At 40.5% G+C, this 24022-nt stretch carries 22 protein-coding genes; 17 read left to right on the forward strand and 5 right to left on the reverse strand.

Annotation, left to right across the window (positions count from 1 at the left end):
• From BSG1_RS13855 to pepF, 11 genes are all read left to right on the forward strand, one after another.
• Positions 1–1189 (forward strand): peptide ABC transporter substrate-binding protein (locus BSG1_RS13855; RefSeq protein ID WP_006837710.1); only part of this gene is annotated, 1189 nt, incomplete at its 5' end.
• A gap of 183 nt (positions 1190–1372) precedes the next feature.
• On the forward strand, positions 1373–2302 hold the full coding sequence (opp3b, locus tag BSG1_RS13860) for an oligopeptide ABC transporter permease (RefSeq protein WP_006837711.1): 930 nt from the start codon (positions 1373–1375) through the stop codon (positions 2300–2302).
• Positions 2302–3324 (forward strand): oligopeptide ABC transporter permease, encoded by a 1023-nt coding sequence (opp3C, locus tag BSG1_RS13865; RefSeq protein ID WP_006837712.1) that lies wholly within the window; start codon positions 2302–2304, stop codon positions 3322–3324. Before opp3b ends, opp3C begins: the two co-directional genes overlap by 1 nt.
• Positions 3325–3342: 18 nt before the next feature.
• A complete protein-coding gene (locus BSG1_RS13870; RefSeq protein ID WP_006837713.1) occupies positions 3343–4413 on the forward strand; it encodes an ABC transporter ATP-binding protein in 1071 nt (356 codons plus the stop codon).
• Entirely contained in the window at positions 4413–5348 is a 936-nt protein-coding gene (locus BSG1_RS13875) for an ABC transporter ATP-binding protein (protein WP_006837714.1), read from the forward strand. The genes BSG1_RS13870 and BSG1_RS13875 overlap by 1 nt, the downstream gene beginning before the upstream one ends.
• Before the next feature lie 241 nt (positions 5349–5589).
• The gene (locus tag BSG1_RS13880) at positions 5590–6771 is read left to right on the forward strand and encodes a putative glycoside hydrolase (RefSeq protein ID WP_006837716.1); all 1182 of its coding nucleotides are present in this window, start codon (positions 5590–5592) and stop codon (positions 6769–6771) included.
• A 342-nt stretch (positions 6772–7113) separates the two neighbouring features.
• Complete coding sequence (locus BSG1_RS13885; protein WP_006837717.1) at positions 7114–7686, forward strand: GNAT family N-acetyltransferase; 573 nt, start codon at positions 7114–7116, stop codon at positions 7684–7686.
• Between the two features lie 731 nt (positions 7687–8417).
• Positions 8418–8813 carry a transcriptional regulator SpxA gene (gene spxA, locus BSG1_RS13890; protein ID WP_006837718.1) on the forward strand — a complete coding sequence of 132 codons (396 nt, stop codon included), beginning with the start codon at positions 8418–8420 and terminating at the stop codon, positions 8811–8813.
• 625 nt (positions 8814–9438) lie between these two features.
• Positions 9439–10101, forward strand: coding sequence for an adaptor protein MecA (gene mecA / locus BSG1_RS13895; protein WP_006837719.1), 663 nt, complete (start codon positions 9439–9441; stop codon positions 10099–10101).
• A 104-nt stretch (positions 10102–10205) separates the two neighbouring features.
• Entirely contained in the window at positions 10206–11315 is a 1110-nt protein-coding gene (locus tag BSG1_RS19885; RefSeq protein WP_006837720.1) for a competence protein CoiA, read from the forward strand.
• A 131-nt stretch (positions 11316–11446) separates the two neighbouring features.
• Entirely contained in the window at positions 11447–13264 is a 1818-nt protein-coding gene (pepF, locus tag BSG1_RS13905) for an oligoendopeptidase F (protein ID WP_006837721.1), read from the forward strand.
• 1063 nt (positions 13265–14327) lie between these two features.
• Here the strand turns inward: pepF and BSG1_RS13915 are convergent.
• The 4 genes from BSG1_RS13915 to BSG1_RS13935 all read right to left on the reverse strand — a co-directional run bounded on the left by BSG1_RS13915 (position 14328) and on the right by BSG1_RS13935 (position 17121).
• Positions 14328–15185 carry a ClpXP adapter SpxH family protein gene (locus BSG1_RS13915; RefSeq protein WP_044022924.1) on the reverse strand — a complete coding sequence of 286 codons (858 nt, stop codon included), beginning with the start codon at positions 15183–15185 and terminating at the stop codon, positions 14328–14330.
• A 5-nt stretch (positions 15186–15190) separates the two neighbouring features.
• Positions 15191–15589 (reverse strand): globin domain-containing protein, encoded by a 399-nt coding sequence (locus BSG1_RS13920; protein WP_044022921.1) that lies wholly within the window; start codon positions 15587–15589, stop codon positions 15191–15193.
• A gap of 267 nt (positions 15590–15856) precedes the next feature.
• Positions 15857–16513, reverse strand: coding sequence for a lytic transglycosylase domain-containing protein (locus BSG1_RS13930; protein WP_006837725.1), 657 nt, complete (start codon positions 16511–16513; stop codon positions 15857–15859).
• A 29-nt stretch (positions 16514–16542) separates the two neighbouring features.
• Complete coding sequence (locus BSG1_RS13935; protein ID WP_006837726.1) at positions 16543–17121, reverse strand: CYTH domain-containing protein; 579 nt, start codon at positions 17119–17121, stop codon at positions 16543–16545.
• Positions 17122–17273: 152 nt separating this feature from the next.
• On the opposite strand from BSG1_RS13935, the gene BSG1_RS13940 reads away from it, so the two are divergent.
• From BSG1_RS13940 to BSG1_RS13955, 4 genes are all read left to right on the forward strand, one after another.
• Entirely contained in the window at positions 17274–17651 is a 378-nt protein-coding gene (locus BSG1_RS13940; protein WP_006837727.1) for a hypothetical protein, read from the forward strand.
• A 146-nt stretch (positions 17652–17797) separates the two neighbouring features.
• Positions 17798–18448, forward strand: a complete 651-nt coding sequence (locus BSG1_RS13945) for a GTP pyrophosphokinase (protein ID WP_006837728.1) — start codon at positions 17798–17800, stop codon at positions 18446–18448.
• A 52-nt stretch (positions 18449–18500) separates the two neighbouring features.
• Positions 18501–19298: an NAD kinase gene (locus BSG1_RS13950; protein ID WP_006837729.1), complete on the forward strand. Its 798-nt coding sequence runs from the start codon at positions 18501–18503 to the stop codon at positions 19296–19298.
• A gap of 9 nt (positions 19299–19307) precedes the next feature.
• Positions 19308–20192: an RluA family pseudouridine synthase gene (locus BSG1_RS13955; RefSeq protein ID WP_006837730.1), complete on the forward strand. Its 885-nt coding sequence runs from the start codon at positions 19308–19310 to the stop codon at positions 20190–20192.
• Positions 20193–20241: 49 nt separating this feature from the next.
• On the opposite strand, the gene prpE is transcribed toward BSG1_RS13955, so the two are convergent.
• Positions 20242–20994 (reverse strand): bis(5'-nucleosyl)-tetraphosphatase PrpE, encoded by a 753-nt coding sequence (gene prpE, locus BSG1_RS13960; protein WP_006837731.1) that lies wholly within the window; start codon positions 20992–20994, stop codon positions 20242–20244.
• Positions 20995–21285: 291 nt separating this feature from the next.
• Here prpE and mgtE point away from each other — a divergent pair, with 291 nt between their 5' ends.
• Entirely contained in the window at positions 21286–22662 is a 1377-nt protein-coding gene (gene mgtE / locus BSG1_RS13965; RefSeq protein ID WP_006837732.1) for a magnesium transporter, read from the forward strand.
• A gap of 17 nt (positions 22663–22679) precedes the next feature.
• Positions 22680–24022: cation:proton antiporter (locus BSG1_RS13970; protein WP_006837733.1), on the forward strand; the 1343-nt coding region annotated here is incomplete at its 3' end.

Below are 24022 nucleotides of genomic sequence, written 5' to 3' on the forward strand. Positions count from 1 at the left end.
AGTTAACGCTGGTGAGCTTCCAGTTGACGAGCTAGGTGTTAAAGCTCTAGATCCTCAAACTCTTGAAGTTCAACTTGAAACAAACGTTCCTTACTTCAAAGCGTTGCTTTCTTTTGCGACTTTCTACCCGCAAAACGAAGCATTCGTAACTGAGCAAGGCGACCAATATGGTCTAGAAGCTGACACTACTCTTTACAACGGTCCTTTCGTTCTTAACGAGTGGAAACATGAGCAAAGCTTCCAGTTGACTAAGAATGCAGATTACTGGGAGTCTGATGTTGTTAAACTTGAAGAAATCAACTTCAACATCGTAAAAGACACTGCAACTGGTGTTAACCTTTATGAAACAAACAAAGCGGATATCGCAGGTCTTTCTGCAGAATTCGTTGACCAGTACAAAGGTGACGAAAACTTCAAAACACGTGCTGATACTGCTGTATTCTTCCTTCGCTTAAACCAGGAGAATGAAGTAATGGCTAACGTAAACGCTCGTAAAGCAGTTGATATGGCTTGGGACAAACAAGGTCTTGTTGACGTTCTTCTTAACAACGGATCTGTTCCTGCATACTTCCTAGTACCTCAAGAATTCGTTTACGGTCCTGACGGAACTGACTTCCGTGAGTCTAACGGCAACTTCAATGAAACTAATGTTGAAGCAGCTAAAGAAGCTTGGGCTAAAGCGAAAGAAGAAGTTGGATTTGAAGAAGTTTCTCTTGAGTTGTTGAACTACGACTCTGAAAACTCTAAGAAAATCGGTGAGTACCTGAAAGAACAGCTTGAGTCTAACCTTGATGGTCTTACTGTAACGATTTCTCAACAACCATTCAAACAAAAGCTTGACCTAGAATCAAAAGGTGAATATGACTTCTCATTCGCTGGCTGGGGTCCGGACTATCCAGATCCGATGACGTTCATTGATATGTTCGTTACTGATGGAGCTCACAACCAAATGGGCTACTCTAACCCAGAGTATGACAAATTGGTTGAAGAAGCTAAAACTACATTGCTTGACGATCCAGAAGCTCGTTGGAATGCAATGCTAGAAGCTGAGAAAATCCTATTTGAAGATGCTGCGATTTCTCCAATGTACCAAAGAGGTTCTGCTTACCTAGAGCGCCCTTACGTAAAAGGAGTTCTACGTCACGCATTCGGTGCTGACGCATCTTACAAATGGGCTCACATTGAGTAACCTATAAGAGCTCAATGAAACAAACTTTCAAAAAAGGAGAGTGTATGCATTGGCATACACTCTCCTTTTCCACTGATTTCCGAAAAAAATTGTAATTTAAGAAATAGATTGAAAATTTGTCGAAATAAGATATAATATGTAAGGTAGCCGAAAAATAAAAAAAGAAAAAAGGGGGGCTAAAGAGTGATTAAATACACTTTAAGAAGACTAGCTTATATGTTTTTAACGATAGCCATAATTGCTACAGCCACATTCTTTCTGATGAAGCTCCTTCCTGGATCACCACTTACAAACCAAGAAAAGCTTTCACCAGAGCAGCAACAAATCATCCTTGATAAATATGGTTTGAACGATCCTCTCCCAGTACAATACGTAAACTACATGACAAACTTAGCACAAGGTGATTTAGGTTTGTCATTCCAATACGACAACCGTCCGGTTACACAGATAATCGGTGATCGTATTGGTCCTTCCGCACAACTTGGTTTCCAAGCAATCGTACTAGGAACTATCATTGGTTTAGCTTTAGGTATTATAGCGGCCCTGCGTCATAACTCCTGGGTTGACTATGGTGCAACAACAATTGCCGTATTAGGTATTTCGATACCAGCTTTCGTTTTTGCAGGCTTGATGCAGTATTACATCGGAGTTAAGCTTCAATGGCTGCCGGTTGCATTATGGGGTGAATTCAAGCACACCATTCTGCCGACGTTAGCATTGACGGTAGGGGTTGTAGCGACTATTGCCCGTTTCATGAGAACGGAAATGCTTGAAGTATTAGGTTCCGACTATATCCTGCTTGCAAAAGCAAAAGGTATTTCGAAAACAGCAACAGTTTTAAAACACGCAGTAAGAAACGCGATGATCCCAATCGTAACTATTTTAGGGCCGATGACTGTTGGTATTATGACAGGTACACTTGTAATCGAGCAGATTTTCGCTGTACCGGGTCTTGGTTTCCAGTTCGTCAGCTCAATCAACACGAATGACTATACAGTAATCATGGGTGTAACATTATTCTATAGTGTTTTGTTCGTCGGAGTTATCTTCCTTGTCGACATCCTTTATGGAATAATTGACCCTCGTATTCGTTTGGCTGGAGGGAAGAAATAATGGAAACAAACAAAAGAGCAGATCTTGAAAATCTTAATCCTGACCTCTTCCAACCTAGACGTGCAAGTGAGTCAGAATCAGAAGTGATAGGAAGACCGAGTCTTAGCTTTTGGCATGATGCCTGGCTGCGCCTCTTCAAGAATAAAGGTGCCATTGTCGGACTGGCTATTATGATTCTCGTAATCTTTATGGCTGTTATTGGACCTGGCATGACTGAAATGTCTTACAAGGATCAAGAAATTCGTCACGCTAAGCTTCCACCAAAAATCGAAGCGCTTTCATGGATGCCGTGGTTCGATGGAATCGACCAAAACGGCATAGATTCATACGAAACAAGACAAATCGATAAAACATACTGGTTCGGTACGGACGACTTAGGACGTGACATCTGGACTAGAACATGGCAGGGGACTCGTATTTCCTTATATATTGGTGTCCTTGCAGCTGTAATTGATTTAATTATCGGTATTGCTTACGGTGGGGTTTCCGGATATTACGGCGGAAGAATCGATGATTTCATGCAGCGTATTATCGAGATTTTAGTAGGTATTCCAAACCTTATTGTAATAATCTTGTTTATCCTAGTGTTTGAACCTGGATTATTCACCATCACGATGGCGATGGTCATAACCGGTTGGACGGGGATGGCCCGGATAGTCCGCGGACAAATTCTCCAGCTGAAAAACCAGGAATTCGTCCTGGCATCCCGTACATTGGGGGCAACAAGCAACAGATTAATCTGGAAACACTTGCTTCCAAACGTAATGGGACCTGTTATTATTACAACGATGTTTACAGTTCCTACCGCAATCTTTACTGAAGCATTCCTGAGCTTTATCGGTTTGGGTATCGCTGCACCACAAGCATCTTTGGGATCCTTGGTTAATGAAGGGTATAGATCCATCCAGTCATATCCACACATGATGCTTATCCCATCTGTAGTAATCTCGCTGATTATCTTGAGCTTTAACTTACTTGCTGACGGATTGCGCGATGCACTTGATCCTAAGATGCGTAAATAGTGGAAGGAGTAGAATAAAATGAGTAGATTATTAGATGTTAAAGATTTACATGTCTCCTTCACGACATACGGGGGAGAGGTTAAAGCCGTTCGCGGTGTGGATTTCCACCTAGATAAAGGTGAAACACTTGCGATTGTTGGTGAATCCGGATCTGGTAAGTCTGTAACAACAAAAGCGATTATGAGACTTATTCCGAATCCACCTGGCTTCATCAAAAACGGTGAAATGAATTTTGAAGGAAGAGATTTAGCGAAATTGTCTGAAAGAGAAATGCAGAAAATCCGTGGAAAAGACATCTCGATGATTTTCCAGGATCCAATGACTTCTCTTAACCCGACAATGACAGTCGGCAAGCAGATCATGGAGCCTCTTTTAAAGCATCAAAATATGAGTAAATCAGAAGCTAAAAAGCGTACAATCGAATTATTGAAGCTTGTTGGCCTTCCGAATCCTGAGGGGCGCATTAAACAATACCCTCACCAATTCTCTGGTGGACAAAGACAGCGTGTCGTCATTGCGATTGCACTTGCCTGCAATCCAAAGATTCTAATCGCGGATGAGCCGACCACAGCATTGGACGTTACCATCCAAGCGCAGATTCTCGAACTGATGAAGGACCTGCAGAATAAGATTGAAACATCCATCATCTTTATTACGCATGATCTCGGCGTTGTAGCGAACGTAGCTGACAGGGTTGCGGTTATGTATGGTGGTCAGATTGTAGAATCAGGTACTGTTGATGAAATTTTCTATGACCCAAGACACCCATATACTTGGGGGCTTGTGGCATCTATGCCGACACTGGAAACAGAAACGGCTCAGCAGCTTAAAGCAATCCCTGGTACTCCTCCTGACTTGATGAATCCTCCAAAAGGGGATGCCTTCGCTCTTAGAAGTGAGTACGCATTGAAAATCGATTTCGAACAAGAACCACCGACTTATAAAGTGTCTGATACACACTTCGTCAAATCTTGGTTGCTGCATCCTAACGCTCCTAAAGTTGAGCCGCCGGAAGCTGTTAAACTCAGACAGCGCAATATGCCTTCCAACTATGATGAGCCGGTATTATTTGAGGAGGTTCGTTCATAATGGCTGAAAAATTATTAGAAATCAAAAATTTAAAACAATATTTCAATCCTGGTAAACCAAACATGGTTAAAGCTGTCGATGATATTACTTTTGATATCTATAAAGGTGAAACATTGGGTCTGGTTGGTGAGTCTGGTTGTGGTAAATCTACAACCGGCCGTACAATCATCCGCCTTTATGATGCTACAGATGGCCAAGTTTTGTTTGAAGGAGAAGACGTTCACGGAAAGAAATCCCGTAAAGAACTGAAAAAGTTCAACCGCAAAATGCAGATGATTTTCCAAGATCCTTATGCGTCATTGAATCCACGTATGAAAGTAGCGGATTTGATTGCTGAGGGCATTGATATTCATGGATTGGCAACTTCTGCAGATGCCCGCTTGAAAAAAGTTCATGAATTACTTGAAACTGTTGGGTTGAACAAGGAACACGCCAATCGTTACCCGCATGAGTTCTCAGGCGGTCAGCGTCAGCGTATCGGTATCGCCCGCGCCCTTGCGGTAGATCCAGACTTTATCATCGCGGATGAGCCGATCTCTGCACTTGACGTTTCGATTCAGGCTCAGGTTGTTAACTTGATGAAAGATCTTCAGCGTGAAAAAGGATTAACATACCTGTTCATCGCCCATGACCTTTCAATGGTTAAATATATCAGTGACCGGATCGGGGTTATGTATTTTGGAAAGCTTGTAGAACTTGCTCCAAGTGATGCACTATACAAAAACCCGCTTCATCCTTATACTCAGTCACTTCTGTCTGCTATTCCGCTTCCGGATCCAGATTATGAGCGTTCCCGCAAACGTAAAACTTATGATCCTGCGGTTCATAACTATACAGAGGGTGAAGAATTAGAGCTTCGTGAAGTGGCTCCAGGTCACTTCGTGTACTGTTCAGAAAAAGAATTAGCTCAATACAAAGCTCAATACAAACACTAAGTCTAAAGAAAGACCTCAGATACATTCATCTGAGGTCTTTTTATGTGGATACCCCTGCTTAGATCAGCTAAACACCCTCGAATGATTTCCCTGGAAATTTCGACATAACTTTTTAAAAAATGTTTTATATCATGCTCATCCATTGTTAAAATAGGGTATATACTATAAGAAGCTATAAAAATAGGACACTACCACAATATTTATTTAAGAGGAGAGATTACCCTTGAATTTCAGAAGTGCAATGACAGCAATTGGTATATCAGCGCTCTGTCTCTTGCCATTTCACTCAGCAGGTGCTGAACAGGCAGTAGGTCAGTCAGTAGAAAAGCATTCGACCATTAATGTGAACTTAAAAGAGAAAGAGCTTCCACAGCAGCTCTCTCGTTTTTTCTATGATTCAGGATTGGAATTTACATACCCGGATGCTGTAAGAGGTATCTATGTAACGGGACATTCTGCTGGAGGCAGCCGCTTTGATAGTCTGATCAAATTAATTGAAACGACGGATCTAAATTCAATGGTCATTGATGTTAAAGATGACTGGGGTAACATCACGTACCAAACTGAGCATTCACAGTATAAAGACATCGGCAAATCATATATCAAAGACCCTAGGGCAATGCTTGAAAGATTGGAAGAAAAGCAGATTTATCCTATTGCGCGAATTGTAGTGTTCAAAGATTCGGTATTATCGAAGGCAAAGCCTGAATTATCTTACATGGACGGAAATGAAGTATGGAAGAATGGCCGCGGCGAATCTTTCGTTAATCCTTTTATGAAGGAAGTATGGGATTATAATGTGGGTATTGCGATTGAAGCTGCTAAAATGGGCTTCAAAGAAATTCAATTTGACTATGTCCGTTTCCCTGAAGGTTTTGAAAAGAGAGACACCGAATTAAAATACAACATGGGTGATTATGCTGAAATGGATGCTGATAATGTCCAAAAAAGGGTACATGCTGTAACAGATTTTGTAGCATACGCAAATGAACAGCTTGAACCTTATGGAGTTGATGTTTCGGTTGATATCTTTGGTTACACGGCAACATTGCCTGAGGCTCCCGGGATAGGCCAGAACTTTTCCAAGATATCTGAACATGTTGATGTAATTTCATCCATGATTTATCCAAGTCATTGGACTTCCTATTTTGGCATCAGCAAACCAGACCTTGAGCCGTATAAACTGATCACAGAGTACGCCAAGCTGGAAAACAAAAAACTGGCTGAACTGGAGACTCCTCCAACATCCCGTCCATGGCTGCAGGATTTTACAGCATCCTGGCTTGGTTCCGGAAATTATAAACAATATGGGAAGGCTGAAGTGGAAGCCCAGATTAAAGCCCTTCAAGATCAAGGAATCAACGAATATCTTCTTTGGAATGCAAGTAATAACTATACAGAAAATGTTGATTTTACACCTTAAAATATAGGAACCAGCAGGATTCCCTGCTGGTTTTTTAATTGCTTTTAACACACTAATACAACTAATGGGTAAGGGGATGTTTGGCCCAGCCTTTGATTTGACATTTAACCTCAATAAGGTACAATTAAATTGGCAATAAAAACCGCTTTACATCCACTTTTTTATCCCACTTGTGCTTTCCTATCTTCTAGAAAGCAACCGTAAATCCCTAAAATAACAGTTAAGAACAAGACTTTGCAGCTGTGTTTATTATCTTTAAGGGTATGGTAATAATGACTATGTGCATTAAAGGATTAGCGAAATAAGTTGACATGATTGAAAACATTATGAAGGAGTAGATCCATGCATTGGTATGAGAAGTTAAATCAATATTTTCCTGTGGAAGAAATGAAATCAAAAGAGCATATGGAAACACTGCTGAGAGAACGCAGTGATATTTACCATAAGGATGAAGATGAATATCACGTGTTGATGTATGCTGAACTGGAAGACTTTATCTTCATTGATTATCTCTTTGTTTCATCGAAAGCAAGGGGACAAGGTCTGGGTCATAAGTTAATCGAGAAACTCAAAAAGAAAGGAAAATCGATTATCCTGGAAGTTGAGCCGGTTGATTATGATGATACGGACACTGAGAAACGGTTAAAATTTTATAAAAGGGAAGGCTTTGAGCATGCCTCAAGTATCGGGTATCGCCGCCGTTCTCTTGCTACAAATGAAATCAATGAAATGGAGATCCTTTACTGGGCTCCCAACAACGAATCCGAAGAAATGGTTTATCAATCCATGATCAAAACCTATGAACTTATCCATACTTATAAGGATACCAAGTTTTATGGTGCGTCTTATCAGCCGGCGGAAGAGGTTTTGAATCTGGAAGAGGACAAAAACAAGGATATTCTTAAAGATATATGATATGAAAAAACCTTATTGAGATTGCCTTCAATAAGGTTTTTTTACAATTTGTCCGGCATTAAGTGATTGCTGACTTGGAGAAAGGGATAACTGAGGTACCTTGACTATAGTGAATTTCAGCATGAAATATTCTTAAAAGGGTGCATTAGCAAAGTTTGTTACTTTTGAATATGAGTATATCTTATGAAATATTTGTTGGTTGGAGCGGAAGGTGTGTGACCTCCTGCGGGATTAGCGGGACAGGTGAGACCCCCAATCCAGTTGCAGCGCCCAGCCCCTCGGGTCAAATAACCCACAGCGAATAAAAGGAAAGATCACCTTTTCTTCGCTGTGGAACATTTGCCTGTCGGGGCTGAACAGGGCGCTTACACTTTTTATACAGGCACAGCCGAGGAGGCTCACCGCCCGCCCCGCGGAGTCACACACATGGAGCGGAAACCAGCTTAATATATCAACAACAATAACGACTGCAAAAGTATTTTTAAAAAAATTAATAATTTTGGTTTATATGTTTTAAAATCGGGTAAATGTTAATCAACAGCTTAAATTTGTTCAACTTCTGTATATTAAGTTGACAAATTATTTAAAACTATATTCAAGTTAATAATTTTCATGTATAATACATAATAGAGATTTCTTCTTTAAACTAATTATTAAATAAGAAATTTACGGTTTAAGAAAACTCTACTTGTAAATTAAGTCTTAAAAATATAAGGGAGTGTGAATGGTTCATGGTAACTTTGTTCACTTCACCTAGTTGTACATCATGCCGCAAGGCGAAAGCTTGGTTAGAAGATCATGAAATTCCATATAATGAGAGAAATGTATTCTCAGAGCCGTTAAGTATTGACGAGATTAAGGAAATACTGAGAATGACAGAAGACGGTACAGACGAAATCATCTCTACCCGTTCTAAAACATTCCAAAAACTTAATGTTGAACTGGATGCTCTTCCATTACAGAATCTGTTTGAACTGATTCAGCAAAATCCTGGCTTGCTTCGCAGACCTATTATTATGGATGAAAAGAGACTCCAAGTGGGATATAACGAAGATGAGATTCGTCGATTCCTGCCGCGACGAGTTCGTACATTCCAATTGCTTGAAGCGCAGCGTATGGTCAACTAAATTATATATTTATTTCCTTCATGCCTATGCTTGAAGGTCTTTTTTTGTTTTCAAGTAGTTTGTATTGGTAAATGACCCCGATCAAGTTTGATTGCAGCCGTAGGAGTGATCTCCAGTGGGTTTTTGGGTTAGTGGGGCCCTGCTTGGTAAAAACTTAAAAGTATAAAAGATCATTGAGTATACATCGGGGAGATTCTCACCTAAAGGGATATGCTGCACAAAGTTTCTGTAAAGGACGCTTTTTAAAACTCACTTTTAAGTTTTAAAGCCCCTTACTAAGGTTATTAATTAATAAAGGACAAACTAAAAACTTGAATTCTCACTGAAATTGAGCTAAACTAACCAAAACACTGGAATGTATTTGGTATTTCTTTAATGAAAAAATAGGCATATTTTTAATTCCATTTCTTTATGTTTTATCATAAAATAGGAGTACAAGGTATACACTAATTCAACTGAGATTGATATTCATCGAGGATCTTTGGGGCAAGCTTTTATCTCTGTTTTTCATTAAGAGCAGAACCCAAAAGTAAAGATTAGTGTAAATAGCCTACATCATTTTCAGAGCTTATTGCTCAGGGGTGCAGTCCCTTCACCAACATTGAACAGAAGGGAGAGGTGTTTGATGGAGATAGAACGCATTAATGATAACACTGTAAAGTTTTATATTTCATATGGCGATATAGAGGAAAGAGGATTCGATCGGGAAGAAATCTGGTATAACCGGGAAAGAAGCGAAGAACTTTTCTGGGAAATGATGGATGAAGTTCATCAGGAAGAGAACTTTACGATTGAAGGTCCGTTGTGGATTCAAGTACAAGCTCTTGATAAAGGGTTGGAAGTACTTGTGACCAGGGCTCAAGTTACTAAAGACGGGCAGAAATTCGAACTGCCTATTCCAGAGGACAAAATTAAAGATCTGCCTGTTGATGAACGAATAGAAGATTTCCTTGATCAACACTTTCAACCGGATGCGGCAGAGAACGAAGGATCACTGGAATTCACGATTAAGTTCAAGGACTTTGAAGATGTCATTTCACTATCCAAGAAGATGACCGCTTCTCCAAATGAACATCTTTCCACAAAGTTGTTTTCTTTTGAAGGAACTTATTATATTCATCTTGAGTTTTCAGATGAATACTTTACTGAAGAAGAAATCGACAATGTATTAAGCATTATGCTTGAGTACGGAAATGAATCAAGCTTAACTGTCCATCGATTGAGTGAGTATGGTACCTCCATCATGGATGAGGACGTTTTCAATACAGTAACCAAATATTTCAGTTGAATAATTTGTCACTCATCGCATTCTCAAATTGAGGATGCGTTTTTTTTGTTGATAAAAGGATATTTCACCAGCCAAAGCGAATTCCTATATACAGGAGGTGACGTATGCTAACCGCATTGAATAACCGTCAAAAAAAAATTTCTCTTACCCGGCTGTCATCAGAAGAAATCACCTTGCTGAAAGAGCAGGAGTTCTTTTGCCCTGAATGTTGTTCACCGCTTATCCTCAAAGCTGGTGATATCAAAGTTCCTCATTTTGCCCACAAATCAAGGACTCACTGTGAGGGCCGCCATGAACCTGAAACTTTCCATCATCTGAGAGGGAAAGCAATTCTTTTTCAACACTTTTCATCTTTCATTCCTTATGTTGCTTTAGAAAGATACCTCGCCGATATTCACCAAAGACCGGATATATTTATCCATTTCGGTGGGAGAAATTTTGCCTTAGAATATCAATGTACACCTATAAGCAGTACTGAATTTACTAAAAGGACCAAAGGGTATATGAATGCCGGTATCGAACCGATATGGATTTTAGGGAAGAGAGTGAAGGCTAAAGGAGCCAAAACACTGGTGTTATCTAATTTTCAACAGTGTTTCATCCGTTTCAGCCCTCACGCCGGATACTGGATAGCCTATTTCGACAGCCATTCTAAGAACATGTATTTCTTTTATAACCTCTCACCCGTATCTTCTAATATATTCACTTCAGAAACCCTCACTTTGCATTACACTTCTATCCCTTTTCCGTTTACACTACCTTGTAAGAACGACACAGAGAATCATTTCTTGGCTTCTAAAGACTCCTGGATTAACAGCAAAATGACATATAACCGAGGGGTGAATGATCCCTTTTTAAAATCACTTTATTTAAACAGAGATCATTTAATGGACCTGCCGGATTTTATCGGACTTCAAACAGAACATACACTCCTCTTTAAAAGTCACCCTATAGAATGGCAATACTACATTTGGTCTGATGTTCTTAAAAAGAAGAATAAAGGGTCTCGGATAATGGTTGAGGAGGTAAAAAGCTGCCTCCGTAATAGATTGAATAGCGGACTGATTCACCTCCGAATCCTTCCTCTGACAGATAATAAGCTGAAAAACCAAGCGTTGGAAGAATATTTATTGCTTTTAGAAAAAAGAGACATAATAAAAAAAGTCAGTGGTAAGGAATATATATTATTATCGCCTCATACAAAGTACCATTAAGAAACTATTATTCAGGGTTTGAAATCCGGATTGCTTTACGAAATAGCCCATTTCTTGCAGGATTTTCTGTTTTGATAGAGAATGTAAGAAGGAAGGTTGAATTTCGATATACGAAAGAATGGAGGATACATATGGCAAACGAAACAACTGTAAAGAGTCTTCCGAATCGTAAGGATATTAAGGAAGAGTTGACTTGGAGACTTGAAGATATTTTTGCGAGTGATGACTTATGGGAAAAAGAGTATAAAGAGGTACAGGAACTGATCAAGCAAGCGGGCAGCTACCAGGGGACGCTTTCTGAAAGTGCGGACCATCTATATAAGGCTCTGAAATTCCAAGATGAGGTTTCTGAGAGAATGGGCAGGCTGTATACATATTCTCATATGAGGTATGACCAGGATACCACAAATTCATATTACCAGGGACTTGACGATAGAGCGAAAAGTTTATATACACAGCTTTCCAGCTCATTTGCTTACCTTGTGCCTGAAATACTGACAATTGAAGAGAGCAAGCTTAACAGCTTCTTAGAAGAGAATAAGGATCTAGGGCTGTATAAGCATGCCCTTGAAGAGATCAATTTGCAGCGTCCTCATATTTTGTCTGCTGAGCAAGAGGCACTCCTTGCCCAGGCATCTGAAGTGCTCAGCTCATCAGCCAATACATTCGGCATGCTGAATAATGCTGATATGGAATTCCCGAGTATTAAAGATGAGAATGGGGAAGAAGTAGAAATCACACACGGCCGCTATATCCGCTTCTTGGAAAGTGATGACCGCCGTGTTAGGGAAGAAGCATTTAAGGCTGTATACAAAACTTATGGAAAGTTCCAGAATACCTTTTCCAGCACACTAAGCGGCACGGTTAAAAAAGATAACTTTAGTGCTGAAGTGAGAAACTTCGATTCAGCTCGACATGCAGCTCTGTCTGCCAATAATATTCCAGAGACAGTTTATGAAAATTTAGTCAAAACGGTAAATGATAATCTTCACCTGCTTCACAGATATATCAAGCTCCGTAAGAAAGTCTTGGGACTGGAAAAGCTTCATATGTATGATCTTTATACTCCTCTTGTAAAAGAAGTGAAGATGGAAATCTCATATGATGAGGCGAAGGACATGATCCTTGATGGCTTGACACCGCTTGGTGATGAGTACATTAATCTTCTGAAGGAAGGCTTCGAAAACCGCTGGGTGGATGTTGTCGAAAATAAAGGAAAAAGAAGCGGAGCCTATTCGTCAGGTGCATATGGTACTAATCCATACATTCTCATGAACTGGCAGGATAATGTTAATAATCTATTTACATTGGCACACGAATTCGGCCACAGTGTCCATAGTTACTACACAAGAAAATTCCAGCCGTATCCTTATGGGAATTATTCAATCTTCGTAGCCGAAGTAGCTTCGACATGCAATGAAGCATTATTGAACCATTATCTGCTTAATACGATTGATGAGGAGAAAAAACGCTTGTACCTTCTTAATCATTATCTGGAAGGGTTCAGAGGCACAGTATTCCGCCAGACGATGTTTGCAGAATTTGAGCATATCATTCATAAAAAAGCTCAGGAAGGTGAAGCACTGACTGCTGAAATGCTGAGCAAAGAATATTATGAACTGAATAAAAAGTATTTCGGTGAGGAAGACATTACAATCGATGAAGAAATAGGACTGGAATGGGCTCGCATCCCTCATTTCTATTACAATTACTATGTTTACCAATATGCGACCGGCTTCAGTGCAGCCACAGCATTAAGTAAACAGATTCTAGAAGAAGGCCAGCCGGCAGTCGAGAGATATATCGAGTTCTTGAAATCAGGAAGCTCCGATTACCCAATCGAGGTATTGAAGAAAGCGGGCGTAGACATGACTGTCTCCCAGCCAATTGAAGAAGCAATGAAAGTATTTGAAGAAAGTCTTAACGAGATGGAAAAGATGCTTTCTTAATGAAGTTTAATGGATGGCCATGGTCCGAGTATCATGGCCTCTTTTTTTGTTGTTTTTTAGGGTGTTATCCATTCTAGATGGGATTTGAGATAGGGGAGAGGTATCAAGGTTCTCAGGTGATTGGGTGAAGTGTCTTGAGGATGGATCTTAAAGACAATAATTGCCCAAATGGATGCTAAAAGTATCTTAGGGGAGTTCTCAAGGACATCAAATCCTAAAACAGAAAGCGAAAGTGTCTTGAAGGGAGTTCTCAAGGACATCAAAATCCTAATTGGAAGCTAAAAGAGTCTTGAAGGTGGCTCTCAAGGACATAAAACTCCAAAATAGATAGCAAAAGTGTCTTGAGGGGATCCCTCAAGTACATCAAATCCTAAAACAGAAAGCGGAAATGTCTTGAGGGGCTTTCAAGGACATTAAATCCTATTACAGAAAGCAAAAGTGTCTTGAAGAGAAGCCCAGGACGTTAACTAACCAAAGATGAATGTGTCCAGCACAATAAGGATACAAAAGAAATACCCCTCCATTGATCCAGAAGGGGATGAATTCAGCATAAATATATAAATATAAAATACGCTATTCAAGATCTAAATCCCTTGAATCTTTTTCTGTTATTAATATAATTCATCAACAGAAAAAGAGATAAGAACAGAAGAGGGGAAGTGAAATAGATAGGATAAAGATGCATGAGTCCAAAGATATTAATGATAAATGCGAACAAAATAAACACAATCAAAAAGGTGAACTTTAAATCAGGTTTCATAGTTAACAGGCCTCCTAAAGAAGTCTCATTATAATTATATGAAAGCTATGGTTGGAAATACATGCTGTCTTGAATAAAACGTAGTAGTGAAAAAAACAATTTGACAATATTGTGAAATAATAAACAAAGAACTTGCACATACAAGTTGTCTCATGCTATATTATGTACAAGAAGTTGATCACAACAAACATATACCCCTTTGTTTGACCGTGAAAAATTTCTCCCATCCCCTTTGTTTGTATAAGAAAACCCGTTGTCTTCGGACAACGGGTTTTCTCTTTATATCTTATCCTAATATATCGTTCATTGGGAGAGGTATCTCCAGAACGTTCCATGTTTAGCTGGAATCTTTTCGACTTTCTTCTGAAGCATCCACTTTTTCATCGTTTTTTCAACCTGATCGATACTCATATCATAGACGACAGAAATTTCTTTTGTCGCAACAAGCTGATAATACTCCAGGAAATATTCCAGTGAAGGGAGGGGCTGCGGTTCGGGTCTAATGGAAAGCATCTCCTCCAGAATTTGTACATATACTTCGAACGGATACATACCGGTTACTTTAATGCCTTCATCTTCGATATTTTCGTTAAAAAAGACAAGGGTAGGGATTTCATCAACATCCATTTCAGCTGTTATTCTTAAATCGCATTGAAAAGCTTTAGAAGCGGATTCAGAGTGAACATCATTTTTAAACTCTTGCAGATCAAGCTTGCTGTGATCTGCAATGTCAGTCAGCACCTCAAGATTCGAGACGTTTTGCTTCCCTAAAAAAAGATTCTCCTGGAGTTTCCTAAAAAACCTGATTCCTGCATGTCTGCCCTGTAATTCAGCTGCTTTTATCGCAATTGAGGCTAAATGTGGAGAATCAATCGGGTTTTCAAACCATAGGTTTCCGTCACAGGACATCCCTGAACGGCTTGCCGTTTTTTCCCATTGATTGGCGATATTTTCTTGTTTCTTCTTATTTGTTAAATTCAAGGCGGTCAGCTTTCCGCTCAAGACATTTTTAATTCTGAAATACTGCCCATATTGAATATGAAGTTTCTTAAGGATCGGTTCCAATGCCCAGCATTCGGGGCAGAGAGGGTCGATGAACATATATATTTCTAAAGGTTTTTTGTCAGGTCGGCACCTTTGTAGATTAATGTTGTTATTCATGCTGCTCAACTTTCTTCACCATGTGTGTGGTCAGGTGAGTTTACCATATGTCTGGCAGTGAGTACGAGTCTGGAGAAGAATTCTTCACGAAAATGTCCTTCAAGACCGACCTCGTCCATGGCTTCACTCATGCATGCCAACCAAGCTTTTGCTCTTGCTGGTGTTATTTCAAAATTTAAATGCCTGGCCCTCATCATCGGATGGCCATGTTCTTCTGTATATAAAGGCGGTCCTCCTAAATATTGTGTGAGAAACTGTTTTTGTTTTCTGGAGGTTTCAGAAAAATCATTTGGAAATATCGGGATTAGATCGGGATGTTTTCCCACTCTTGCATAAAAAGCATCTACAAGCATTGAGAGCTTTTTTTCGCCAATCGTTTCATATGGCGTCTTATGTTTCTCCATAAGTAGACTCCTTTTTGCATTGATTGTTTGTTTTATTTTAGCAATCGCCGAAAGATATCTCAAACAAATAGCTTCACCATTCTCTGTTTTGAATAGTATCTGCTAATTCCAGTGTAGCATTCAGCAGCTCTTTTTCGGTTCGCTCTTCTCATAAATCCTTGTGCCTTCTGAAAGGTAAAGCTGATTTTCGCTGCAGGAGCTCCTCTCTTTCTAAACGAAAAAAACCGTTCACTGTTGTGAACGGTTTTGACGTTACTCATGACAATATTAAGCAAAATAGCTGCTGGATACTTTTTGTACATACTGCATCGTCTCTTTGAAAGGAGGGATGCCATTATATTTATCTACGTTTCCTGGTCCGGCATTATAGGCTGCAAGTGCCAATTCAAGGTTGCCGTTATACTTATCCATCATTTGGCGAAGGTATTTGGTGCCTGCAAAAACGTTCTGTTCAGGATCGAATACATCGGTTACTCCGAGCCCCCGTGCCGTCGCAGGCATCAGCTGCATTAAACCGGAAGCGCCGGCATGGCTGACTGCATCAGGATTGAAATTTGACTCCTGCCTGATGACGGCGTTAATTAGCTTTTTGGGAAGATTATATTTCTCTGCTGCCCTGCTGATAATATGGTCGATGGAGCTGCTGGGACCTTCAGCGGCAGGAATAGGAGATGTTTTGGTTATATAGGAGACTGCACTTTTATTCATGAGATAATTATTGGTATTCAATAAAGGGAGCATCTGGCTGACAGAGCCCAATTTTGCTTGATAGGACTGCTCCTGTAATTGACTGGAGAGAGTCTCATTCAGCATTTGCTGGAACATTGAAGAGCCGCTTGTACTTGAACCAGCCTGTGCAGAATTTGAGCTGAAGCCTTGGAGCGCTTGTAGTTCGATCATAGTTTTTAACACTTGCACGTTCATTTCCTGAGTATCTCCTTTAGTAAGAACTGTCAGTTTGAATTGGCAGCTCTTAGGAATCTTTTGATTTTGTTATCGGCAGGACGAATGGGGATGTCCATAGATTCTAGAAAATGGTAGAAATTTTCTTTTCCTGGTTTGCTCTCTTTTACCTCATATTCTAACTCATAATCCTCATTGTTTAAATAGAAACTATAATCCAGCACCATTAATCCGTCTTTATACCCGGTTTCAGCTCTGCTGGTAGATAAAGTTCCGAAATGAAGGAATTTTTTCATCCCTACACCGAGCTTTAGCAGCGCATCTGAAACTTCCCCTGGTGGGATGATGCCTTGTTTCAGCATTTTTAATGTATCCTCCTCAGTAACAGGCTGGTTCGTTTCCAGCAAGCCTTCCTCTGCAGGTTGCTTCAGGGTGAACTCAAAGCGGCCGTTTTTTTCTCTTATTCTTAATGCACATTGATTTTCTCTTAATTCATTTGAGGGTGTATCAAAGTAATGATTTTTTTGCAGTGAGAAATTACTTTCCGTTAAGGAGAATTGGTCTTTGATTCGCTGAAACTCTTCTTTTGTCAGCATGTTTTTAAATTCTATTTCAAGTTCTTCAGGCATACTGCTCGTCCCTTCTCTCTATTATCGTTATGACAAGTGTATCATATAACGTTTATTATGAGTTTCGGTTATACTCGTTTCGTTTAGAAGATTCACCATTATATGTGTTAAAATAATAGGCATAAAGCATTGAAAGGGGAACCATACATCATATGAGAAAAAAAATACTCTTAACCAAGGCTGAGCTCCTTGACGACAAATTAGTTTTACATAGCAGCGAAAAAGCTGGGGAATCCAATCTAAAGCCTGCCGGGCAGGTTCTCGTCGATTCGGATAATTTCTCATTCGTTTATTTTGCAGAATCTCAAGAAGAGTATGTACTGATACATATACAAGAAGAATGCTGGTCAGCTTTGAAAGAAGCTTTTGAACAAAAGATGCCTGTCTTTGCTGATCTTGGTGAGTCCGAGTTTGAATTAGAAGGACTTCACGAGGAACTGGACTACTTGATCGAAAACATTGAAGGCAATAGCAACTATGGCGAGGATATGGTAAAAAAAGTAGAAGCGGTCTTTTTGGAAAGAGCGTAGGAGACTGTTCAGCTGCGTGCAATTAGATACGGGGAAAGAGCGGGTTATCTCATTTGTGAACACGAATGTGAACACGAATGCAGCTCTTTTTCCAAAATGAGCATTTAAGCTTATGTCTGATAAGCTTTTGATTATGAGGTGAACGTATGAATCATTGGGATCAGTTTCTTGGGCCTTACAAACAGGCAGTAGATGAGCTGAAAATTAAGCTTAAAGGGATGAGAGGGCTTTATGACTTGGAGAGGGCCCACTCTCCCATTGAATTTGTGACAGGAAGGGTAAAACCTATAGCAAGCATTTTAGATAAAGCAACTCAAAAGGGTATCCCGTTAGATAAAATCGGTACCGAGATGCAGGATATTGCCGGTATCCGGTTAATGTGTCAATTTGTTGAGGATATCCATGCAGTGGTGAATTTGTTAAGAGCGAGAAATGATTTCCGTATCATTGAAGAGCGTGATTATATTTCGCATAAAAAACCGAGCGGATATCGTTCTTATCATGTAGTGATTGAATATCCTGTACAGACTGTGCATGAAGAAAAAATCATTTTAGCTGAAATACAAATCAGGACACTTGCCATGAATTTTTGGGCGACAATAGAGCATTCTCTTAATTATAAATACCGCGGACAGTTTCCTGAGGAAATCAGGACGAGGCTGTTGAGAGCAGCGGAAGCGGCATTCAGGCTTGATGAAGAAATGTCCCTGATCAGGGAAGAAATACAGGAAGCGCAAAGATTTTTCTCCAATAAAAAAGAACAGGAAGAGAAAAGGCGGGAATCCAAGAGGCAATAAGTTTTGCGTATGCAGGAGAGGGAAATACAAACTAAAAAAGGATGTAGCCGTTATGAAATTTGCAATCACTTCAAAAGGAGATTCAAAGTCAAATACACTGATGCATAAAATGCGTACATACCTGCAGGATTTTGAACTTGTATACGATGAGGAAGAGCCGGATATTGTTATTTCTGTCGGCGGGGACGGTACGCTTTTGTATGCTTTTCACCGTTATAGTTCCAGATTGGATAAGACGGCCTTTGTCGGCGTGCATACGGGTCATCTCGGGTTCTATGCTGACTGGGTGCCGGAAGAAATCGAGAAGCTTGTCATCGCTATAGCGAAGACACCTTATCAGATCATTGAATATCCCCTTCTTGAAACGATCATCCGCTATCAGAATGGTGGAAAGGAAACAAGGTATTTAGGGTTGAATGAATCAACTGTCAAAAGTGTGGAAGGAACACTTGTCATGGATGTTGAAATCAGGGGACAGCATTTTGAACGTTTCAGAGGTGATGGGGTATGTCTGTCAACTCCATCAGGCAGTACTGCTTATAATAAAGCCTTAAGCGGGGCCATTCTGCACCCTTCCATTCAGGCTATCCAGCTCGCTGAAATGGCATCGATCAATAATCGTGTTTTCAGGACAATCGGCTCACCGCTGATTTTGCCTGCACATCATACCTGCATGCTGAAGCCCGTCAATGTACCGGACTTCATGATTACAGTAGATCATCTTACACTATTGCATAAAGATGTTAAATCCATTCAATACAGGGTAGCCGATGAAAAAATTCGATTTGCGAGATTCAGGCCATTTCCGTTCTGGAAAAGGGTCAGAGACTCCTTCATTGCAGAAGACTGAGTAACTATTATGATTAAGTATCAAATGGATTGGATTATTACAAAGGACGAATCTGGGGTGGAAATCAAAACATTCCTGAGTGAGCATCACATCTCGAAACGGATGCTGACAGACATAAAGTTTGCAGGCGGGAAAATATCTGTAGACGGTCAGGAAGTCACTGTTCGGTATGTCTTGCAGGAGGGAAATCATCTGACGGTCATATTTCCACCTGAGCCTAAAAGCCCGACGTTAAAGCCGGAGGATATTCTTCTCCATATCATTTATGAAGATAAAGATTTACTAGTGATTAATAAACCTTCCAATATGAGCACTATCCCTTCAAGGGAACATCCTGATGGGAGTCTTGCAAATGCCGTTTACGGATATTACAGACGAAGGGAGATTGACTCAGCTATTCATATCGTCACGAGGCTCGACAGGGATACATCCGGACTTGTGTTAATTGCAAAACACCGCCACATTCATCACCTGATGAGCCTTCAGCAGAAGAAGAGAGAAATTAAAAGGTCATATGAAGCTTTCGCAGAAGGACTTTTTTCTGTACGTGAAGGAAAGATCAACGAACCGATAGGCAGGAAAGAGACTTCAATCATTGAGCGGGAAGTAAGGTCCGATGGAAAAACTGCCGTAACACATTACAAAGTGATAGGTCAATATGGCGGCTTTGCCCATATAGGGCTCGTCTTGGAGACAGGCAGAACGCATCAGATCCGGGTCCATATGTCCTATAAGGGACATCCTCTTCTTGGTGACAGTCTATATGGAGGGAGCCGAGAAAAGATTGATAGGCAGGCACTTCATTGTCACTCTCTTTCTTTTTTCCATCCCACCACAGGTGAACCTCTCCATTTTCATGTCCCGCTGCCTGACGATATGGATAGATTACTTTAATGACATATTAAAAGCAGCCGGTACTAGCTGGCTGCTTTTATTATGAAGGTCACGTTGCTCTGCCTGGGTTCACATCTCTGAATTTTTCTGCCACGTACGGCATGCTGGACTTCACACTTTCAATTCTCAATTCTGGATAAGATAAAGAGGAAAGTTTCCCGCCAAATACGGCACCAGTATCTATGTTGTAGGTACGGTTGATATTTCTCACTTCTGAAAATGGTGTATGTCCGTATACGATATAGGCCTCTCCCTTGTAATTAAAAGCCCAATCCCTCCTGACGGGAGTTCCGTCCTCATTTGTTTCTCCGGTTATGTCCCCATAGAGGACGAAGGTTTTCACCTTGTTGTTTTGCTTCCCTATAAATTCCTCTTTGATACCTGCATGAGCAATGATCAACTTCCCAGAATCAAGCTGTTGGTATAGAGGAGAGTTTTCATACAGCTCTATGAACATCTCCTTATATCTCTCGATTTCACCTTCGGGGAGGTTTCCTAATTCCTCGACGGTTGTTTCCAGACCGTGAACGATCTTGACATTATTGCCTAAAAAGTATCGATAGAGCTTGTTGCAATGGTTTCCAGGTACATAATAGGCCAACTTCTCTTTATGCAGCTTCCATACTGTTTCAACCACCTTCAAAGAGTTGGGGCCGCGGTCCGTTAGATCTCCGACGAAGCCCAGCATCCGTCCATCCGGATGTACCGGAATGCCGGAATCCCACTGGTAACCAAGGTTCATTGTCAGTTCTTTGAATTCTGCGTAACAGCCATGGATGTCTCCGATTATATCAAGCTTCATAAGTCTCTCCTTTCTATTGATTCAGAAATCATCATAAAAAAATTTTTAAGGCGACAATTTTTTAAAGATTTGCTAGTATTATGAGGATGCTGTAATTATTTTGATAAAATAATGATTTACAAAATTAAGGGCAGTCTTGCATTCCTCTTAGTAATAGTTCTCTTTTATTTTAAATTTAAACAGCACTTTGCTTTTTTTATTTTCAAGAAGGAAGTATACTGTTATTTTCATAATACATCTGGCAGAAGAATATTAAAACGTTGATAAAATTTAAACAAGGAGGGTATGCCAATGTCTGCAGAAAATCAAGAAAAACGAGAAATCCAATTGGATGAAGATTACTTGACCTCTGCCCTTCAGAATGAAGAAATGGAAAAATTCCGCGAAGAGTTCATTGCCCTGCACTCGTATGACAGAGCAAAGTATTTTGAAAAAATCGACGATGCGCTTCGGATGAAAATGTATCAATATTTATCACCTGAAGAAATGGCGGAGTTGTTCGAAAGCCTTGATAAGGATGAAACCGAATATCAGGAAATACTGGCGGAAATGAATCCTTCTTATGCGGCGGACATGCTTTCAAATATGTATGCCGATGATGCCGTCGATGTCCTGAACGAGCTTGATAAAGACCAGGTGGCAAGTTACCTGACCATCATGGACAAGGAATCAGCACAGGAAATAAAAGAACTTCTTCATTATGAGGAGTACACTGCAGGTAGTATCATGACGACCGAGTTCGTTGCCATTTCGGCAAACCAGACGGTGCGCTCGGCCATGACTATCCTGAAAAATGAAGCACCAAACGCCGAAACGATTTACTATATATTTGTTGTGGATGATGACAGACGGCTGGCAGGTGTCATTTCCCTGCGTGATTTGATTGTGAGTGATGACGAGGCGATGATTTCCGATGTCATGAGTGATCGGGTAGTTTCGGTCTCTGTAGGGGAAGATCAGGAAGAGGTGGCCAGAAAAATTAGGGACTATAATTTCCTTGCAATGCCTGTTGTTGATTTTCAACATCATTTATTGGGGATTATCACGGTCGATGACATCATTGATGTTATTGATGAAGAAGCTTCCGATGACTACTCCAAACTTGCCGGTATTTCCGATGTGGATACTGTTGACCGTAATCCGATAACTGCTGCAAAAAAAAGGCTACCTTGGTTGATTGCATTATTATTCCTTGGGATGTTCACGGCAAGCTTGATTGGACGGTTTGAAGATACGCTGGATAAAGTGGCGATCCTTGCTGTGTTTATTCCGTTGATTGCCGGTATGGCTGGGAATACGGGAACGCAGGCCCTTGCAGTGGCAGTCCGTGGAATTGCTACTGGTGACCTGGAAGAGGAAAGTAAATGGAAGCTTGTTATACGGGAAGCGGGTACTGGATTAATCACGGGGACCGTTTGTGGAATAGTTGTCATGATAACCGTATACGTATGGAAAGGACAATTGTTTTTAGGGTTCCTGGTAGGTGTATCGATCCTTGTTTCCTTAATCGTTGCAACGCTGGCCGGTTCGCTTGTTCCGCTCTTGATGCATAAACTCAAGGTGGATCCGGCGGTAGCCTCAGGTCCTTTTATCACCACCATTAATGACATTATAAGTATTATGATATATTTTGGAATGGCAACACTATTTATGAACTACTTAGTGTAGAAAAGGGGGAAGTATTCATGGAACATGGTGCATCAGTGGCATCACTGGTTATTGTAATTCTTGCAGCTTTTATCACACCTATTCTGCTTCACAGGCTGAAGCTTAATTTTATTCCTGTAGTAATTGCTGAAATTATAGTCGGTTTGATTATTGGACGCAGTGGTTTTGATCTTGTCCAGTATGATGTATGGCTGGAGACTTTATCCACGCTTGGCTTTATTTTTCTAATGTTCTTAAGCGGTTTGGAAATTGACTTTTCGGCTTTTTCAAACAAAGGGAAAAAGAAAGAGATTCTCCCGAATGGAAAACCGGAACCGAACAGGCTTAAAGTGTCGATGATTATCTTTGCGGGTATCTTTATCGTATCACTGGCATTATCTTATATGTTCGTTTTGGCCGGGTTGATTGATAATGCATTCTTAATGACGCTTATCATCTCTACAATATCTTTGGGAGTTGTGGTCCCGACTTTAAAAGAAGCTCATATCATGAAAAGCGGCATTGGCCAGATTATACTGCTTGTAGCCGTGATTGCGGATCTGGTAACAATGATATTACTTGCCGTATTCGTCTCACTCTATGGAGAAGGCCATGGGAACATGTGGCTTCTGTTGTTATTGTTTGGTGCAGGCGTATTGCTCTACTTCTTAGGCAGAAGATTCAAGAACAATTCATTAATGAAGTCACTTTCAACAGGAACGGTCCAAATTGGGACACGTGCAATCTTTACTCTGATCATCCTGCTTGTAGGTGTATCCGAATCAGTCGGAGCCGAAAATATCCTTGGTGCATTCCTTGCAGGTGTTCTGGTTTCTCTCCTTTCACCTCCACAGGAAATGGTACATCGTCTGGATTCCTTTGGTTATGGATTCTTGATTCCAATCTTCTTTGTGATGGTAGGAGTTGAATTAGAACTTTGGTCACTTCTGAGCGATCCAAAGATGCTGATTTTGATCCCGCTTCTCATGCTGGCATTCCTGTTATCAAAGCTGGTGCCGGTGTTCCTGCTCAGGAAATGGTACGATAACAAGACAACCATAGCTTCGGCCTTCCTGCTGACATCCACGCTTTCACTAGTGATCGCGGCAGCTAAAATCGCGGAACGCATGGAAATCATCACTGCCCAGATGAGCGGAACCTTAATCTTGGTTGCCGTCATTACATGCTTGGTGACACCAATCGTATTTAAAAAGATGTTCCCGAAAGAGGCAGGGGAAGAAAAACAAATTAAGGTTGCCTTCTTAGGTGCCAATCAGATGACACTTCCGGTTTCAAGGGAGTTGAAATCTGCACTTTATGTCCCTGTTCTGTACCATACGAGACAGGATAAATCGAACCGTAATATCTCTGATTCACTGTT

Source organism: Bacillus sp. SG-1 (assembly GCF_000181495.1).
GTDB lineage: Bacteria > Bacillota > Bacilli > Bacillales > Bacillaceae_B > Rossellomorea.

Coding starts and splice junctions, on each gene's coding strand:
- BSG1_RS13935 (WP_006837726.1), bottom strand. CDS start 17,121: ATGCCTGAAGAACTTGAAATAGAATTTAAAAACATGCTGACAAAAGAA.
- mecA (WP_006837719.1), top strand. CDS start 9,439: ATGGAGATAGAACGCATTAATGATAACACTGTAAAGTTTTATATTTCA.
- BSG1_RS13885 (WP_006837717.1), top strand. CDS start 7,114: ATGCATTGGTATGAGAAGTTAAATCAATATTTTCCTGTGGAAGAAATG.
- prpE (WP_006837731.1), bottom strand. CDS start 20,994: ATGAAGCTTGATATAATCGGAGACATCCATGGCTGTTACGCAGAATTC.
- BSG1_RS13875 (WP_006837714.1), top strand. CDS start 4,413: ATGGCTGAAAAATTATTAGAAATCAAAAATTTAAAACAATATTTCAAT.
- BSG1_RS13945 (WP_006837728.1), top strand. CDS start 17,798: ATGAATCATTGGGATCAGTTTCTTGGGCCTTACAAACAGGCAGTAGAT.
- BSG1_RS19885 (WP_006837720.1), top strand. CDS start 10,206: ATGCTAACCGCATTGAATAACCGTCAAAAAAAAATTTCTCTTACCCGG.
- BSG1_RS13920 (WP_044022921.1), bottom strand. CDS start 15,589: ATGGAGAAACATAAGACGCCATATGAAACGATTGGCGAAAAAAAGCTC.
- BSG1_RS13955 (WP_006837730.1), top strand. CDS start 19,308: ATGATTAAGTATCAAATGGATTGGATTATTACAAAGGACGAATCTGGG.
- BSG1_RS13880 (WP_006837716.1), top strand. CDS start 5,590: ATGACAGCAATTGGTATATCAGCGCTCTGTCTCTTGCCATTTCACTCA.
- spxA (WP_006837718.1), top strand. CDS start 8,418: ATGGTAACTTTGTTCACTTCACCTAGTTGTACATCATGCCGCAAGGCG.
- BSG1_RS13940 (WP_006837727.1), top strand. CDS start 17,274: ATGAGAAAAAAAATACTCTTAACCAAGGCTGAGCTCCTTGACGACAAA.
- BSG1_RS13915 (WP_044022924.1), bottom strand. CDS start 15,185: ATGAATAACAACATTAATCTACAAAGGTGCCGACCTGACAAAAAACCT.
- opp3C (WP_006837712.1), top strand. CDS start 2,302: ATGGAAACAAACAAAAGAGCAGATCTTGAAAATCTTAATCCTGACCTC.
- BSG1_RS13930 (WP_006837725.1), bottom strand. CDS start 16,513: ATGAACGTGCAAGTGTTAAAAACTATGATCGAACTACAAGCGCTCCAA.
- BSG1_RS13870 (WP_006837713.1), top strand. CDS start 3,343: ATGAGTAGATTATTAGATGTTAAAGATTTACATGTCTCCTTCACGACA.
- mgtE (WP_006837732.1), top strand. CDS start 21,286: ATGTCTGCAGAAAATCAAGAAAAACGAGAAATCCAATTGGATGAAGAT.
- BSG1_RS13950 (WP_006837729.1), top strand. CDS start 18,501: ATGAAATTTGCAATCACTTCAAAAGGAGATTCAAAGTCAAATACACTG.
- pepF (WP_006837721.1), top strand. CDS start 11,447: ATGGCAAACGAAACAACTGTAAAGAGTCTTCCGAATCGTAAGGATATT.